We start from the raw sequence: 18,070 nt of genomic DNA on the forward strand, positions 1-18,070 counted from the left end.
GCTACTTGAACGAAGTATGTTTAAGTTCGTAGCCGTGTCTAATTTATAGTTTCATCGTATATACCGTTTGAGGTGGGCGAATCCGTAAATAAAAAACGCCTAATTAAAGGCGTTTTTTATTTATTCAGTAATTAGAGTCAGATGAAGCCAGAAAGGCAGGCTAAACTAGAGTCAATCAAAACTTTCCGCTGAGTTTTACACCGATAGTTCTTCCTGGTGCTGGCATCCCTGAAATAGAACCGGCTTCCAGGTAGTAAACATCAGAAAGGTTCGTTCCCACTAGCTCTCCAGCGATTTTTTCCGTGAATTTATATTTCACATAAGCATCGTAAGTTGTTACATCTGTACGCTTAATGACATCTTCATCATGGCTGCCTGAAACATAATTAGTCCTAAACCCTGTTTCTAAATCTTGATTGAAAAAACGAGCGCCAATAAGGAAGTTAGCGGTGTATTCCGGGGCAGCATGCGCAGCAAGGAAACTTTGTTTTGAAAAGCCTCCTCTTACACAGGTTTCATCGGAGGTGGCACTTTTAGTAATAATGTTGTCGACATAAATCTGAGCTGCAGAGTTCTTATCACAAACTTCATTACGAAAGTTATAAGCGAAAGAAGCATCAGCAAAATAATCAGAATTATCATAATGTCCATTTAACTCAATCCCGCTGGTGCGTTGGCTGTCTAGATTGGCAAATGAAAAACTGTCTCGGTCCCTGTCCATGACATCATCAATAACTTGATCAAAGTATGTTATTTTTGCGCTAGCATTATCAAAATAGTGGATATAAGCCGTTTCGAACAGACGCGCTCTTTCCGGCTGGAGAGGTGCCGAAGCACTTGGGTTACCACTAAAGCCGCTGGTACTTTCAAATAAGCTTGGGAAGCGTAAAGTCTCTGCGTACCTAGCGTAAATACGGCTGCTGTCATCGAAGAACCATGTTGCCGTTAAAGATGGCATCCAGCCACTCCCACTAGTTTTATAATCCGTGTTATAAACTTCTGTCGATTCGATAGCTTCAGCTGTACAACTGCCTTCAACATAATTAGCTTGTTGCATCGCATTTTTACAGGCGTTATTCGCTAGGTTTAAATCATTTTGACTGTTAGCTAGCCATTCCGATGAATGGTCTTCAATGAAAGTTGTCTGGTTTTGAGCTGCATTGGTTTCTTGCTGAATTTTTGATGCAAGTAGTGAATCAAAGTTAGCTAATTCTTGCTGTTTTTCTGCCAGAGAGATTTGGTTTTCTGCTGCCTGATCAGGGAATTGTGAAATTAAGTTTTCTAAGCGTGTTATTTCTTCGGTGATGTTGCTTTTGGTGAATGTGACTCGTACTTCATGCTCTGCGTTAGCAATGTTTTGGGCAATTTCTTCAGCTGCATAATTTTCTACAGTTTGATAGCTGAGATGATAACCATCGGTTTTATATTCTTTTAAGCTTTTAATATTTCCGGAGTTTACTTGATGTTCAATATAGTAGTCTGTTGCGTTATAAGAAATATAACGAACACCAGCATTCAGAATCAGTGACTCTAATGGGCGCCATTCAACTTTTGCAGAACCATTATATTCCTCCCGTTCACCAGCCCGAACAGCACCGCCATAAAAGTCGATCATGTATGCTAAGCCTTCTTTTGGCATGAGCTCATGTTTTTGGTAGCTGCCAGCGAAAGTTAAATCAATAGAGTCAGAAAGGAGCATTTTATTCTTGAAGTCAAAACCATAACGGCTTTCATCTCTATTTACAGTGGAAGTGTTAATGATGACATCAGGAGTATCACTGTTCCCATTAACGAAGTTTGGAAACCCATAGCCTGTATTGCTTTTTGAATCAGTGATTGTGAGCCAAAGGCTAGTACTGAAATCAAGCAAGTGATGATTTGGGTTAGCTCGATACTTTAAGCTATATGCTTGCATTTTTGCGTTTGCCAGCGGCCATTGAGGCAAACCGTTTGAGTTACGGTAATCTGATCTACTTGATAATATTTCGCCGTGGATACTCTCGGTATAACGGGCATTGAATTGTAATTTTTGATAATCGTTAAAGTTAATCGTCCCTTTAACTAAAACCGATTCCATTTCCGAAGAGGTATTTGGGACTTCATGACCAGGTATGTGTACAAGTGCCATATGTTCTGGTTCTAGGTATGGGTTCCTGCCTGGAATTAAGCCCGTATTCTCACCAAAAGGTTTAGAGTAAAACTCATCTTTACTGGTACCAGAGTAATAATTACCGCGATTACGATAAGCATAAGCCGCAAGCCATTCAAATTTTGGTGTAATGCCGGCTAATGCCAGTCGATAGGCAATATCTTCACCATTGAAAGGGTTGTCATCTTTATTATCTCGAGTTTGGAAACGGACTTCAGGATCGTCATAGAGTGGCACGCCGCCAATGTCAGCATACGAAGGAACATCCTGCCAGCGTTTACCAGTATGCAAGCGGGCTTTATTCGGACTTACCGAATTACTACTGCTCTCAATTATGGTTTCGATACCAAACTCGTCACCCTCTGGCACAATATCTTGTGGTTGCAGAGTCGTTACTTGAACGGCACCGCCAGTCGAAGTATTGACATCAGAACTGAGCTGGGCACCTTTCAAAACTGTCATACTGCCAATTAAGTTTGGGTCAATGTAGTTTCTATTTGAAGAACCTCGATAACCGTTATAAACCGAAATGCCTTGCTCTGTTCCATCAATAACAACGGGGACTCGCCCAAACCCTTGAACACCACGAACATTAGGGTCAATACTTCCACCACCATTACGTGACTCGCCGCTATGAACATTAGTCACTCCAGTAAACAAGTCGGCCGCAGTTGTACCTTTGAACCGCTCTATTTCATTTTTACTGAGGTAGTCACTAGCAACGTCTGCATCGTAAACTGACATTTCACCATCTACATCACGTTCATAAGCATTGTCGAAATGAGTTCTCACATTGATAGCATCAAGGGTCATGGCTTCTGAGGTTGGAGAAAGGTAATAAACGCCATCTACTTGCTTATGAGCATTTAAACCAGTATTAGTAAGCAATAAACTCAGGGCTTGATCTGGTTCGTATTCGCCATTTAATCCTTGTATGTACAGATCCTTAGATAAGTCTGAATTTAAATAAAATTCGACTCCTGACTCGATTGCAAATTGATTAAGGGCGCCATCAAGTGTGCCAGCAGGAATATTGTATTGTTGGGTCATGTTAGCCATGGCGGAGAAGGGCAGAAGACTGGCAATTGCCCCAACTGTTATTGTATTTAGGGCTGTGATTGATTGACGACGCTTAATGTACGGCACCATTATTTCCTTATCGGTATAGAGCACACTTAATGTTGATTACACCGAATGAAAATCATAAATCCGTAACTTTATTTTCAATATTTTGGCTTTATCGTTACCCATAGAGGCGTTCGATAATGGATCTCGATAGGCAGTATCTGGCTAATGTTATAAAGAGTTCGGTCAATATTGCTAGTTGTAAAAATGCCCGTTAGCTTCAAATCAGCTAAGGACGAATCCACATTAAGTATCCCACGTCGATAACGAGCCAGTTCATTGACAAAATCGATGAGAGGAGTGGCTTGAGCCATTATTTTTTGCTCAAGCCAAAGCGCATCTAGGGCTAAGTTGTTTTCAATATCAGAGACTGATCTACGGTTAAAATGCGCTTGTTCGCCAGCAAGAAGATGGGGAGTACCCATGCCTAGCATCGGCTGTAGTTCTACTTCACCTTCATAGACAGAAACTTGCGTGGTTTCACTATGTTCCCGAACACTAAAACGGGTGCCAATTGGCAAGACATTACCTTTGGAAGTTGATACAAGTAAGGGAGAGTTATGCTCTTCTTTAGAGATCATGACTTCACCATGAGTAAGAAATAACGTCTTGTGATGGGTATTAACGTCGACAAATATTTTTGAATCGGTATTCATCGTAAATTTAGTGCCATCAGGAAGGATGATATTTTTCATCTCTCCTGTAGCGGTAAGGTATTCGATACCATTGGGAGTCGGTTTATAAGTACTCATACCTAGTGCTAAAGCTGAGAATGACACTGCGCTGATGGAAAGTAATTCACGCCTGCTCAAACCTTGTTTATTAGGTGACAGAACGCGACGGCTTAAACTCGATTGTGGTACATGAGAGAATTTACTTTGTAATTTCTCAAGTTTATCCCATGCATAGGCATTATTAGGATGTGCATTTTTCCAGTTAAGGAAGGCATCATGATCTTGCTGAGTAACGTCATCAGCCCATAGGCGAGCCATCCAAATAGATGCTTCTTCAATAATATCTCTTGATAAAGGTTCCATAAATCTTCTTGTTACCTCGAAGAATTAATATGGTGAAGGCGCAATGAGTTTAAATAATGCATGAGTAAATTTAGACCTCATCAATCATTGCTAGCATGCAACCCTGTAGAGCTTTAGCGACATACTTTTCTACAGATGACACAGAAACATCGAGTTCTTGTGCAATCATTTTGTAGCTTTTCCCTTCTAATTGACGCATGAGTAGTGCTTGTCGTGCTTTGATAGGTAAGCGTTTTAATAAAGAATCAATTTCAACCAATGCCTCAACGACAATGGTATAGTTTTCTGGTGACCCTGTAACTTGAATGGGTTCTTGTTCAATAAGCTCTAGGTATGCAGATTCTACTCGTCGTCTTCTGTATAGATCAATGACGAGACCTTTAGCTATGTGAGTTAAATATTTCCGAGAGTCACTGTATTCAGGTAACTTTCCACGAGTTAGCAGGCGTAGGTAAGTATCTTGAACTAAATCGGCAGTCGAGTCTGGGCAACCGAGACGACGCTTTATAAAGACAGAAAGCCAGCTATGGTGTTCCTGATACATATGGTCAATACGTTCCATGTTAACTTCGCCTGTTAACGTCATTACCTGATACTCCTAGATAAATCTTAATGATAATTGTTATCATTGGTGAGGTTGGGAATATATCAGAAATCCAAATATGTGCTACAAGAATTTATAAAAATTAACAATTATTGAAGCTCATATTGTATTTTTAAAACCTGAAGATGATTGCCGATAACTCAGGGGAGGGATAATCGTAAAGCAATCTTTTAGTTTGCTGATACCGAGAAATTACCTTTTTGTTTTCTTTATGAACATCGTGATGTGAAAATGACCTCTAAAGGCTGGTTTTTAACCATTTGAATTAAATGAAGAATATTATTATTGACTCATTTTTTAAATCAGTTAAAGTAAGCCTCGTTCTCAACAACAAAGCGTTCTTTTAACGTAAGTAGTTGAGTGAAAAGATTATAAGGTATGGCGAAAGCGGTATCGAAGATGGTGTCTAACCCGCTTGAAAAAGCACATTGGTTAGGAGCATCGCAACAAGTTTGCGTGCCCTGGTGGTGGAATTGGTAGACACAAGGGATTTAAAATCCCTCGGCGTTCGCGCTGTGCCGGTTCAAGTCCGGCCCGGGGCACCATCTATTTGAACTTCACTTAGAAGTGAGATTCAAAGAGTCGTACTCTTAAAACACGATTAAAGGCGCCTTGGCAGAGTGGCTATGCAGCGGATTGCAAATCCGTGGACCTCGGTTCGACTCCGGGAGGCGCCTCCAAATTAGAAGCCCTAGCAGAAATGCTAGGGCTTTTTTGATCTTACCAACATATTCACACCCAGATTAAGATTGTTATTTAGCCATCTTAATTTGACTTCAGAACATCATTATTTCCTCTGCTAGTTACCTGTTTGTTTGGATTAGTCTCATGGAATCGACATCTTTAAAGTTGCATTTACACCTAAGAATGAGATTTACACTTAGAATAATACTCACATCACATGTAACGCGAACAAACAAAACACAGGTCATTAGTCGCCAACTAATAGCTGCTGTGAATGTGATTAGTGCATTTATTTAATTGCAGATATGGTAACGAAACAGGTTTTTTATGAGTTGATTAATAGTGAATTAGCGCATTAATCGTAATAATGTGACTAAGTTGTAGTCATTCGACAGTGTTTTATAAAAAATAGGTTGCTAAAAGTTATTACATATATACAAATGTAAGGCTTGGCAGGGTGACAGGGTAGGAGCAAAGTCAGATGCGATCAGCAAATTCAGAGTATTTATTAGCAGCGTTGAGAAGCGTTATCAAAAAAAAGGGTAGAACATATAGAGATCTTGCAGATCGCGTTGGTGTTCCTCTCTCTACGTTTAAACGACATCTGTATAGCCCGAGCATTACTCTTGAACGATTACTTGATTATTGCCGTGAAACGGATACTACTCTAGAAGAGCTGCAAAAAATTGCAGTTAAATTGCAGCATGATAATGAAAGCTTCTTCAACCACACTCAAGACGAAATTTTTTATCAGTTCCCGCATCTTTATGATTTCTACCGTGAGTTAAGGCATATTCGAAATCGAGATAGCCACGGCTATATGAAGCAAAAATATGGGTTAGATGATGCCTCGACTTATGGTTATTTGCGGGCTCTAGAAATGCTGGGCTTAGTGAAGTTGACGGATGATAATAAAATTCAACTCAATGGTCCTTTTTACTACCGATTTTCTGATAACTCGAAACTAAGTATTCAATATAAGAACATTCTCAAGGAACAAGCGTTAGATAACCCAAATTGTGTACGAGTAGGGTTCTCAAGAATGAACCTCAAAGAAACACAATTAGAGGCTTTAAATAAATTACTGACTCAAGAAATCCTTAAATATCATACGGAAAACATGAAGGAAGGTGTTGAGAGTGAAAGCGACCTAAGAAATGTCTTATTGTTCGTGACTCCACATGAAACATTAAATTTTTCTGATGGAATTAAACCTCTGCCTAATACCTTCTTAGAACAGATTAGAGATGAGATGGGTAAGTTGGAAAAGTAGAGTTTCATAGACAATAGTTAAGAATCCCTGAGTTAGTACTCAATAAAAAAGCAGAGGCAATGATTGCCTCTGCTTTTTTATTGCAGTTAATTTAACATTATTGTCGTTATTTTAATTTGTTGAAGTTTGTTTGACTTTGAAATTTATGTAGCCATCACATGACAGGCTGCAAAGTGGTTAAGTGCTCTTTCTTCCAACGCGGGATAACTTTCTTTACATTCACTTTCTGCAAAGCGACACCTTGATGCAAAGTGACAACCCGAAGGAGGGGACATAGGTGAGGGAACATCTCCCTTTAATAATTCCCGTTTTCCTCTTAGTGTTGGATCAGGAAGAGGAATTGAGGAAATCAGTGCTCGTGTATAAGGGTGCTGCGGATTTTCAAAAAGAGTTTGCGTGTCACTCATTTCGACAATTTTCCCCAAATACATAACAGCAATGTTGTCTGATATGTGGCGGACTACAGAAAGATCATGAGCAATGAAGACTAAAGCTAAATTCATACTTCTCTGTAAATCTAGCAATAAATTGATTATTTGAGATTGCACTGAAACATCTAAAGCCGAGACCGCCTCATCACAGATTATCAATTTGGGATCGAGCGCAATGGCACGAGCAATGCCTATTCTTTGACGTTGACCTCCTGAAAATTCATGTGGGTACCGATCCGCCGCGTTTTCAGGCAAACCGACTTTAGTCAAAAGCTCTTTTACCTTTTCTTTGCGTTCTTGTTTTGTTCCCACACCATGAATCTCGAAAGGTTCTTCAATAATACTTCCGACAGTATGACGGCTATTCAAACTCTCCATTGGATCTTGGAAAATGATCTGCATTTCTTTTCGAAGTGAAACCATTTGGCTAGATGAATAATGGGTAATGTCACGGCCATTAAATATTATCTGACCTGAAGTCGGTGTGTGTAATTTAAGTAGAGATCGACCAAGAGAACTTTTACCGCAGCCAGATTCGCCTACTAAACCGAGCGTCTCCCCTGATTTTACAGAAAAAGACACACCATCGACGGCATAAACGTATTTCGTTTTAGTGAAAAGGCCGCCTCTCACTTCATAATGCTGTTTTAAATTAAAGACTTCGAGAATAGTTTTAGCCATTGAGCTCACCTTCTGACTGTAAGAAGCAACTCACATTATGGTTTGTTCCTACAGAAGTTAGTTTAGGGATACTTTGAGCACACTGTTCAGTTTGATACTGGCAGCGGTTTCTAAATCGGCATCCTGACGGCATCTCTCTTAAACTTGGCACTGAACCCGCTATCGTGCCTAATGTTGATTTAGAAATACCATCAATTCTAGGGATAGATTTGAGTAAACCTTGTGTATATGGATGCTTTGGTGAAGCAAACAATGTGAAAACATCTGCTTTTTCCACCACGTGACCAGCATACATTACGACAACTTCATCGCAGCTTTCCGCAACCACACCCATGTCATGAGTTATTAAGATCGTTGCCATGTTGCTTTGCTTTTGCATATCACTCATTAAATCCAATATTTGAGCTTGGACAGTGACATCAAGTGCAGTTGTTGGTTCATCTGCAATTAAAATGTCTGGTTTACAAGCCAAGGCAATAGCGATCATCACTCTTTGTCTCATTCCTCCAGACAATTCATGAGGATAAACATTCATTCGCTCTTCAGCCGCAGGAATACCAACTTGTTTTAGCATTTCTATAGCTGCAGTTTTTTGTTGCCGCTTTGAATATTCAGGGCGATGAAGATCAAAGACTTCGCAGAGTTGTTTTCCAATCGTATGAACGGGGTTTAAGGCCGTCATTGGATCTTGGAATATCATCGAAATCTCTTTACCACGAGTTTGGTAAAGTTCTTCTGGTTCCATACAGACCAGATCTTTGCCTTTATACAAAATTGAGCCAGATGTTATTTTTCCATATGGATGAGGCAGCAGCCCCATAATGGAAGCTGCCGTAACGCTTTTACCACAACCTGACTCACCGACAATGCCTACGGTTTTTCCTTTGACAATATCAAACGAAATACCATCTAAGACTTTTACATCACCTTCATCGGTGGTGAATGTCGTTTCAAGATTATTTATTGATAAAATACAGTCACTATTCATATTATTATTCATCCATTAACCTTGAGTGAATCGCTTTTCGATAAGAGTGACTGCAGGGTAAGATTTTCCTGATTCTAATGCTTCTTGAGTCGCTTTTTTCTCATCAAGGTCTATCCAGAAAAGTCCATATTCCATGCTTTTTGAATCCAAAATATCACGAGATAAAGCCGTACCCACAGTTTCTGGCAGTTTTACATAGCGCCAGTGAGCAGCTCTTGAAAATGGAACTGAGTAGGTAGGGATAACGCAATTACAGTTGGCAATTTGCTCTTGAATTAAACGTGAGAATGTTGCTTTTTTATCGACATCAAATTCAGCGTCATACGACTCAATCAACTCATCCATTTTCGGGTCAGAAAAGTTGGTGAAGTTGTTAGTTTGTGGTTTAGCGTTAGCTGAGTGGAAATATTGCCAATAAGCCGGCATTTGTGGTGCGCCCATCCCAAGGAATGCTGCCTGGTGTTTCTTTTCAAGTAACGACTTAAAGCCTGTTGCACCATCCACCAATTTTAACTCTATTTCGAGACCTGCTTTGCGCGCTTCTTCTTTTAATACAATGACACGTTGAGAATGCATTTTTGACAGGTAAGTTAACGTAATGCTTAATCGGTCACCATTTTCATTAATGCGAATGCCATCTTTATCAAGCGTTGAATAACCAGCGAGATCGAAGTATTTATCAGCAAGCTCTAAATCAAAGGCTTTAGCTTTTATCTGTTTATTATCGTAATCACCGAAGCCTGAACCAAAACTTTGTTGATGTGAATAGTCGCCACGTAATGCGATATCGATCATTTTTGGAACGTTCAAAGAGTGGGCGATACCACTACGAAGATTGTCATTTCCCATTTTTTCAGCATTCAGGTTCAACCAAACACCAGCAGCCCCTTGAGGCGACTCATTGAAAAACCATTTCTTTTCGATAAAGCCACGATCGTATAAATCGCCTTTGGCTTTGTCGTGCCAAACAGAAGGGAATACCATGTAATAAGCGTCCAGTTCACCTTTCTCAAAGTACTTAATTGAGATATCAGAATCACGGATCACTTTCAGTAGGATGTTATCTACGTTGTAACGGTGTTGATAATATTTATTACCGTAGCCCCACCAATTATCCACTTTGGATAATTTAACGTACTTACCTTTTTTAATCTTCGCGACTTTATAAGGTCCCGTTACTGGTTCGGCTTTCCAGTTGTAACGTTTTACAAAATTCTTAGGAATGCCTTTGGGATAAAAATGCGCAGGCTTTGGCAAAATATTGAGACGCATTAGTAATTCATCATTGGCTAATGCATTAGCAGAATGAAGGGCAAATGTATGTTCGTCATAAACGGTAATGTCGGCTATTTTTTTGGTATAGAAATCTTTGTACCATGGTGCTTTAGTATGAGAGCTTCTCATGTAGTCAAAGACAAATCTAAAATCTTCACTTGTGACTGGTTTCCCATCGGTCCATCGCGCACTTTCGTCTAATTGAAAGTAAATGGTTTTTTGATCATCCCCGAATGCCCACTTTTTAGCGAGAGAAGGCACAAATTGACGTGTGTTTGGGTGCTGCTGAATGAGCGACGGGTTGCCATCCATAATGAAAGCTCTGAAGCTGCCATTCGAGTCAGGGCCTACCGTGCGCATTGTAAGGGGGAAGCTAGTAATGTGAACTCGGTAAGTACCACCTTGTTTTGCATTAGGATCGGCAAAAATAGGTTGGTCATTATTCGTTATCCATTCGAGCGATTCAGGTAAGTTTTCAGCTGATGAAATCCCCGGGATTACAAGACAGGCGAACAGCAGAAGTGTCTTAGAAATTTTATTCATGTTAGCTCCAAGCTTTTATTGTATGAGTGTTTACCGCACTCTTATTCATCTTTTAATGGCAGCAATTCTGTCCTTACGCAGTCGCTAAACGAATAAACGAGCGACAACTGACTTTACAGTTTTAAACACAGCCAAAGAACAGAGTTAAAATTAGATATAGCGGGTGAATTTTTTAGGATCGAAGGCTTCACGAACCCCCTCACCGATAAAGGTCACCATGGTTAACACTGAAACGATGGCAAAAACGACAGAGCTAATGATCCAATAAGCGTCTAAGTTCGATTTGCCTTGCTGAAGTAAATCACCCCAGCTTGGGGTAGGGGGCATGAGCCCTAGACCTAAGTAATCCAGTGCGGTTAGCGTTGTGATATTCGCGACAATGCCAAACGGCGCAAGTGTCACGATCATCACCATGGTATTGGGTAAGATATGTTTAATAATGACTCGGAACATACCCGCACCTTGTGCCCTTGCCGCAGTCACGTATTCACGAGCCTTTTCTTTATAAGTCATGGTACGCATGTACCAAGTGATACTTATCCAACCGAAAAGAACGTTTATGAAAACAAAAAGGAAGAAGCTAGGTTGTATGATGGAAACCATAATCATGATGACGTACAAGAATGGAACCATCGACCAAACTTCAATCACTCGTTGCATGACTAGATCAAACCTCCCGCCTAAATACCCCATAAGAGAACCCACGAGTACGCCAATTGTGTAGGAAATGGCTAATGTGAGCATGGCAAACCAAATTGCGATTCTGAAGCCATAAATTAAGCGTGCCAGTACATCTCGGCCTGATTGGTCGGTGCCTAAATAATGTTGCTGCTCGAATGAAGGCGCTGTTGGCGGGTAGTTAACACCATCAAAGTCTTGCTCATACGGGTCCCAAGGCACAATTGGCATTAGAACCCAGTTACCTTCGTCTTGTACTTTGAATTGCTCTCTTAGCTCACGATAATTCGCTTCGTAATCATAATCCTGCCCAAGAGTGCGCCCAGTGACGACGTGTGTATAAGTCGGGAAGTACCAGTTACCGTCATAAGAAACTATAAGGGCTTTATTATTGACGAATACTTCTGCGATTGAAGACAGAAGTACAAGGGCAGTCAGTACAATAAAAGAGTAATAGCTGCGCTTAATAGAACGGAATCGTTTCAGTTTTTTCTTCGTTAAAGGATCAATTTGCATGATTAGCGTCCAAATTTCACTCTTGGGTCTACTGCAGCCACGCATAGGTCAGACAAGATATTGCCGAACATGAGCAGCAGGGATGAAATAGTAAGAATGCCCATTACGACTGGGTAGTCTCGCTCAACAATGGATTCGTATCCTAATAAACCGATACCATCGATATTGAATACCACTTCAATGAGAAATGAGCCTGCAACAAAAACAGAAACCACATTGCCTAAGTGACTGGCAATAGGAATTAGGCTATTTCTAAGTGCGTGCCTTCTTACTGCTTTGTTAAAGGGCAGACCCTTCGCTATCGCGGTTTTTACGTAATCGGCTGCTAGGTTCTCTAGCAAGTTATTTTTCATTGTCATGGTGAGAATGGCGAAGTCACCAATGATGTAACAAATTAGAGGCAATAGAGCGTGTGAAAATAGGTCTCGAACTTGTTGAATGAATGACATTTCATCAAAATCATCACTGATGAATTCACCCATAGGAAACCAGCCTAAATGAAAGGCAAAGAAAGAGATGAGAAATACACCGACCACATAGTTAGGCAGGGCGTAGCCAATAAAAACCATGACTGAGCTGACGTTGTCAAACTTAGAACCATGCTTTATGGCTTTCAAAATGCCTAGAGGAATAGACACGAGATAACTGATAATAAAAGTCCAGAAGCCAAAGAACATGGAAACTGGCAACCTCTCTTCTATCATGTCCCACACTGGCTCGTAGTAACGAGTCGATTCACCAAGGTCAAACTGAACTAATTTAGTTAACCATTCTTGGTAGGCTTCAAAAATTGGTTTATCTAACCCGTAAAACTCATTGAGCTCAGCAATTTGGTCTTCTGATAAAGATTGAGAACCTTGTTGTCCGGCACTGCCGCCATCAATGGATTGGCTTTGCATTTGAGATATCATGCGCTCAACTGGACCGCCAGGGACAAATCGAGTTAGAGCAAAGACTAATAGAGTCACACCGATGAAAGTCGGGATGATGAGTAGCAGCCTTCGGATAAAGTAGGCAAACAATTCAAACTCCTTTATTGAATTCTTATCACACCAAATGAAGGAAGACTGGCTCACGAAGAGCCAGTCTTAATTAACGCTATTGAGAATAGCTATAGTGCTTATTTACGGTAGTTAGTGCTTGTGAGAACAGGCAGCTGCTCAAGTGCATAACGATATTGGATGTATTCTCTTGAACTCCATAACCAGATTGTTTCTGGGTTAATATCATAGAGTTCAGCTGTATCTGGAGAACGTTGTAGTTCTTCATCAACAATCGTTACGTATTGTTCAGCCCAGTTAAGTAGCGCTGGTAGATACACATCGTCATCTTCATTTGCTTGGATAGCTTTCCATGCCGCATGCAAGTTGTCTTTACTGTTACAGCGAGTAGGGTTAGCCGTCACTGTGAAGCACTTGTTAGTACGGTCTTCAGTGAACTTAGCTGGTGAGAAGAAAGAACCACGGAACAAAGACTCAAAGTAAGGTGTTTCTTTCAATAGCTCTACAGCCGCTGTGTCACGTAGCATAACCAGTGTGAAGTCATTAACAGTACGAACGCCATTTGCCTTCAAGTTACTCTTCGTTGTGTAGTTAGTGTCGTCTAGCTTCACTAAGTCATCTTGTTTTCCGTTGATCAAGAGGGCTTTTTCGGCCATACGTTTTGCTAAACCGTTACGACGAGTAACTACATAGTTTCGAGTTTTCAGGCTGAATGTCACACTGCCATTCTCATCAACTGATGCGTCTGGGCTAGTCAGTGAAATATCATCAAGTAGATCTTGTGAGCTATCAGCTAGGCCATATTCTTCTGCATCACCAAACGCTACAAAGTTATTTAGCAGCGCTGAGAACAAAGGTGTAACCGTATTATCAGATAACTGGAAGAATGCCTTCAGGTTATATAGGTACGGTGGTACATCAATGGCTCTCTTGATGTCTGGGCGGTATGCCATAACGGTATTCGCTCTTTCACCATCTTTATCAACAAAGATAGGGTCTGGGAATGAGTCCATGCCGTAGCCAAGGTAACCAAGGTAAGTTTTGATCTTCTGTGGTGTACCTTGTGTTCCACTTTGTATGCTAGATACATCGAGTAGGGCAATATTCGATTTATCACGAGCGCTAGAGTAATCACTACGCTTCACAAGCATTTGTGCTGCTACTAGCTTATCTGCCCAAATACCGAACTGATCAACTGCGGTTGAAGAGTTGTTGTATGGGTTGTTTGCTCGCATATTTGCATACGGGCGACCATCACGAGTTTCCGATAGAACTTGGATTCTGTCGCGACTTGAAGCCATGATGTTCACTAGATCTTCGTCAAAACAAGATTCAGGCAGTGTAGTCTTATCTTGTAAGCTCGGACCGTATGAACTCCACAGGTCTGAAAGTGGAATGAATCGAGTTATTTGACCGTTGCTAGAAGATACGTTGATCTCACAAACACGATCGGGTGTGCTCATTACTTTTACAAAGAAATCAGCAGCCATTAAAGAAGCATCAAAGGTATCACATACCATTTTTGCACCTTCAGGGAGGCCTCTACGAATGTAACCACGAGTACAGTTATCTGTATAGTAGTTGGCTACACTTTTACCGTAGCTGTCTTCTGAGCCACTTAATTTAGATAGTTGGTAATCAATATCTCCTAAATCGTCAACAACAGAACGGATTTGGTTAAATTCATACCAGCGAGAGTAAGCATAATTTTGCAATTCGTACTCGTAGAATTGTTCTCTTCCGTCACGTTTGTTTTTAAGGTCATAACTGTCCCAGTATTTTTGAATACGGAACTCCGTTTGTTCTAAAATATTAGAACCTTCATCAAAACGATTACACGTCGTTGTGCTTCTTACATTTTCGTCAGTACAGTAATCGAATGTTTTCAATACAGCTGAAGCATCTTTGCTTCTTAATTCTTCTCGGAACTGTTGTACAGAGCCGAGTAAGTAAGCTTGCTCGTCGTTATTTAGCGTTGCGTCGATATCACTCAAACTGCCGTACTTAGTGACAGTTTCGAGAGTTTCAGCTCCTGTCTCTTCGTTAACAACGGTAACTTCTGTTGAATACTCAAGTTGGCGACCGTAACCAAAGCGTAAAGCTGCAATATCGTATTTGCCGTAAATTGGCAGTTCATCAAAAATTGAAGCGCCGTAATCCATAGCTGAACTGTGCGCAGGCACTTTGTCGTAGCCAAATGCGTTGATTTCGTCTTGTTGGTAGAAGTTTTCTTTATCGGCAGAACCCATAAAGTTGTGTCGTAAACCAAGGTTATGACCAAGCTCGTGTACTAGTGTTGATTTGTACATGTGCTTAGAAATTTGATTCGTTACGATTTCTTGCTGTTCAGCAGAAAGTTTTGTCCACTTCTTAAGTTTTGTGTTCACTTTGTCAGCGTAATCAGCCGCAGCAGGATCAAGGTCTGAGTTATCGAAGTAACCATCGGCAAGGTAATCAATGCCTTTGATAAGACCTTTAGACTTTGTGCTAACCCACATGAATTCTTCTGAATACATGTTTTGGCTCGCCATTTCTTCCATTGCTAGATGACGTTTTGCTAAGTTTTTGCTGAAGCTGCCGTCTGGCTGTTGATCCGGTCTTAACCACTGAGTATAGCCATTAGAAAAGTTTGGCTCGCTTGCTACTGCAATAGGGAGTGAATCAGACATCGCAGTTGTCTGCTGAGCAACTAAGTTGTCTTCAACACCTGCAAAACCAGTGCTGACTGGAGTTGTCGGCGCAGTAGAATCTTCTGGATCTGGCTGGGCTGGAACAAACTCATCCGGGCGATCAATTTCACCACGGTTATAGTGCATGGTCAGCTGGTTCCACATTCTACGTGAAGATGCACGAATAACGCCGGCATATTGGTTTACATGAGCGTGTACAATCTCACCAGTTAGCGGGTTGGTAGCCGATGGACCATAACCCAGTAGACCACTATCTACAGGATCAGTAATTAGGTTAAATACGTTATAACGAAGGTCACCAGTATGGACGCCAGCTGGCTCAGTTTTGTTCACGATATTGATTGTCGGAACACCAGAACCTTGTAAAACGGTATTGATTTCGTTGATGGTTTCAATCGTTGCATCAAGGAATAACTTGCTGTCTTCTTCGAAGTAGCTATCACTCAAGTAATAGTTAATATCTTCTTTAGGGTTAAATCGGTTAAGAAGGCGGAATTTTTGCCCTTGAAGACCAATTTCACCTGAAGCAGAACGTTCAATTTTTTCATCGTTGAAGAAGCCATAGCGAGATGAATCACGACCTGGGTATTGAACTGTCTCATAGTCGCTACTTGCCACTGAATCTAGCTTAACCAAAGAATAGAAAAAGCGAGTTTTAAAAGAAAGGTTTTCTAGGTCATAGCCAAACTTGTAGGCATCATCTGGTTTTGCTGTGAAGGTTCGCTCAACTTCTACATTGATCGTGCCAGTCTCATGATCGTACTCCCAGTGAGTTAGCTGAGGATCGGCTGTTTCTTCAACATCAGATGATGTGTACCAAGCATCGACACTGTCTACCGCAAGAGATTGAATATTTGCAAAGTCAGGAGTGAAGTGAGAAGCATTTTTCCAATCTGTATCAGCATCTTCATTCAGCTCTTCTTTGTTGGTACATTCATCGAAGCTATTTTCTGCACAACGATATTGCTCAAATGTACCTGGAATCTTTAGAACAGGAGCTTGGTTAATTACATCTGTGTAACGCGTATCTTCACCGGTTCGAATGGTGTCACGATCCACTTCTTCAGCAAGGATACCGTTAGTTTTATCAAAACGTAGTTTGACTAGTTTTGGTGTACCCTGAAAAAATCCACGTTGGCTGGTGGCATAACGAGGCGTAGCACCAGTAGAAGGCATATACAGCCAAAGTGCTTCAGTATCTAGAGATTGTGTTGTGATTTGCTCTTGTGCACGAGGAACGGCTTCATAGCTGCGCTCTTCAGCACCACATCCATAGAGAGCAATGCTCACTACCGATGCAATAGCCAGTTTCTTAAACATATTATTTCACCTTGAGATCGGGTTAATAGTTATAATTTAACGTGAGGTAATAGGTCGGGTTTTTTAGATCAAACAGAGTGTTTAACGGGCTTGGACCTCTATCCGGATCATAATAAGTGGCGCTATTGGTCATTCCCAAAGCACTACTAAAATTGTCCGTAAATTGGTAGCCAATTTCTGTTGCGTGAGTCAGTTTTGGCGAGTAGCTAGTGCCTCTATAACTCCAAGAAGTTGAACTAACAAAGTTGATATTGAAGAACCAATCATTTACCGAGTAGTCGATAGCGAAAGCATTGCTTAGGCGGTACTCTTCTAAAGGTAAACTTCCAACCGTTGTATATTTATGAAAGTTCTTTCTTAAGCGAACGGCATCGCTTATTTGAAGGCCTTCTAATATATTGTCTAATTCGATGGTGAATTTAATATCACCTCGAATTGCAGTCTGAAGATCTGTTTGTTTAGATAGGTCAGAAACTGGAATAAGAATTCGAGAGCCAACAGCCATAGAAATATAATCGGTTGGTTCCCATAAGTTTTTCTTAGTTGCAGTTAGCCATATATCATCCCAATAATCACCGCGTAAATCGTCATAGCTGTGATAACCAGAAAAGTTGGCTGTAAAATATACATCTGGATCATAGTTATAAATAATTGACGCGTTAGCAGAAAGGTTTCGATCAGATAAATGGCTACTGTCTTCATAACCATTTCTGCTGTAATCGAGACCTAAAGAAAGTTCCCAAGTTTGAAGTTGGCTCTCTTCTATTTCTGTATTTGATATTTCTTCGGCATGAAGGGCGGTTGACATTAAAGCTGACGCAATAATGCAACTGAGTGTATTGAGTTTCATGATGTGCCCATTCCCTGTGTAGATCGTTCCATTCGTTTCCGCTCCATGCGTTACGAACTTTTTTATCACTGCTCTTAATTGAGGGAATAGATAATAATCGGTCTAGAGAGTCCTTGATAATCCTATTTAGAAAGTACCACCTGATTGATTCATTAGTCTTATATGATGAAACCAATTATTTGTCGCGTTATTTACTATGTTTCACCTGGTTCTTATAGGTTGGTG

Annotated in this window: 11 protein-coding genes and 2 tRNA genes; 3 read left to right on the plus strand and 10 right to left on the minus strand. The window is 40.7% G+C overall.

What is annotated here, in order from left to right; translation table 11 throughout:
- Positions 1-175 precede the first annotated feature (175 nt).
- The 3 genes from OCU78_RS17130 to OCU78_RS17140 form a co-directional block, all read right to left on the minus strand.
- Complete coding sequence (locus OCU78_RS17130; protein ID WP_137374341.1) at positions 176-3,298, minus strand: TonB-dependent receptor; 3,123 nt, start codon at positions 3,296-3,298, stop codon at positions 176-178.
- Between the two features lie 74 nt (positions 3,299-3,372).
- Positions 3,373-4,311 carry a FecR domain-containing protein gene (locus tag OCU78_RS17135; RefSeq protein WP_137374340.1) on the minus strand — a complete coding sequence of 313 codons (939 nt, stop codon included), beginning with the start codon at positions 4,309-4,311 and terminating at the stop codon, positions 3,373-3,375.
- 70 nt (positions 4,312-4,381) lie between these two features.
- Positions 4,382-4,897 carry a sigma-70 family RNA polymerase sigma factor gene (locus OCU78_RS17140; protein ID WP_137374339.1) on the minus strand — a complete coding sequence of 172 codons (516 nt, stop codon included), beginning with the start codon at positions 4,895-4,897 and terminating at the stop codon, positions 4,382-4,384.
- 476 nt (positions 4,898-5,373) lie between these two features.
- On the opposite strand from OCU78_RS17140, the gene OCU78_RS17145 reads away from it, so the two are divergent.
- The 3 genes from OCU78_RS17145 to OCU78_RS17155 all read left to right on the plus strand — a co-directional run bounded on the left by OCU78_RS17145 (position 5,374) and on the right by OCU78_RS17155 (position 6,872).
- Positions 5,374-5,460 (plus strand) — tRNA-Leu (locus OCU78_RS17145).
- Positions 5,461-5,521: 61 nt separating this feature from the next.
- Positions 5,522-5,595 (plus strand) — tRNA-Cys (locus OCU78_RS17150).
- Positions 5,596-6,080: 485 nt separating this feature from the next.
- The gene (locus tag OCU78_RS17155; RefSeq protein WP_137374338.1) at positions 6,081-6,872 is read left to right on the plus strand and encodes a helix-turn-helix domain-containing protein; all 792 of its coding nucleotides are present in this window, start codon (positions 6,081-6,083) and stop codon (positions 6,870-6,872) included.
- Between the two features lie 143 nt (positions 6,873-7,015).
- Here OCU78_RS17155 and OCU78_RS17160 read toward each other — a convergent pair whose 3' ends face one another.
- The 7 genes from OCU78_RS17160 to OCU78_RS17190 all read right to left on the minus strand — a co-directional run bounded on the left by OCU78_RS17160 (position 7,016) and on the right by OCU78_RS17190 (position 17,845).
- Positions 7,016-7,984, minus strand: a complete 969-nt coding sequence (locus OCU78_RS17160; RefSeq protein ID WP_137374337.1) for an ABC transporter ATP-binding protein — start codon at positions 7,982-7,984, stop codon at positions 7,016-7,018.
- The gene (locus tag OCU78_RS17165) at positions 7,977-8,972 is read right to left on the minus strand and encodes an ABC transporter ATP-binding protein (RefSeq protein ID WP_137374378.1); all 996 of its coding nucleotides are present in this window, start codon (positions 8,970-8,972) and stop codon (positions 7,977-7,979) included. The genes OCU78_RS17160 and OCU78_RS17165 overlap by 8 nt, the downstream gene beginning before the upstream one ends.
- A 15-nt stretch (positions 8,973-8,987) precedes the next feature.
- Entirely contained in the window at positions 8,988-10,790 is a 1,803-nt protein-coding gene (locus OCU78_RS17170) for an extracellular solute-binding protein (protein ID WP_137374336.1), read from the minus strand.
- Between the two features lie 150 nt (positions 10,791-10,940).
- Entirely contained in the window at positions 10,941-11,984 is a 1,044-nt protein-coding gene (locus OCU78_RS17175) for an ABC transporter permease (protein ID WP_137374335.1), read from the minus strand.
- Positions 11,985-11,986: 2 nt separating this feature from the next.
- Entirely contained in the window at positions 11,987-13,006 is a 1,020-nt protein-coding gene (locus OCU78_RS17180; RefSeq protein ID WP_137374334.1) for an ABC transporter permease subunit, read from the minus strand.
- Positions 13,007-13,104: 98 nt separating this feature from the next.
- Positions 13,105-16,995, minus strand: a complete 3,891-nt coding sequence (locus OCU78_RS17185; RefSeq protein WP_137374333.1) for a zinc-dependent metalloprotease — start codon at positions 16,993-16,995, stop codon at positions 13,105-13,107.
- 22 nt (positions 16,996-17,017) lie between these two features.
- A complete protein-coding gene (locus OCU78_RS17190) occupies positions 17,018-17,845 on the minus strand; it encodes a hypothetical protein (protein WP_137374332.1) in 828 nt (275 codons plus the stop codon).
- Positions 17,846-18,070 lie beyond the last annotated feature (225 nt).

The sequence above is a fragment of the Vibrio gallaecicus genome, from assembly GCF_024347495.1.
GTDB classification, from domain to species: Bacteria; Pseudomonadota; Gammaproteobacteria; order Enterobacterales; family Vibrionaceae; genus Vibrio; species Vibrio gallaecicus.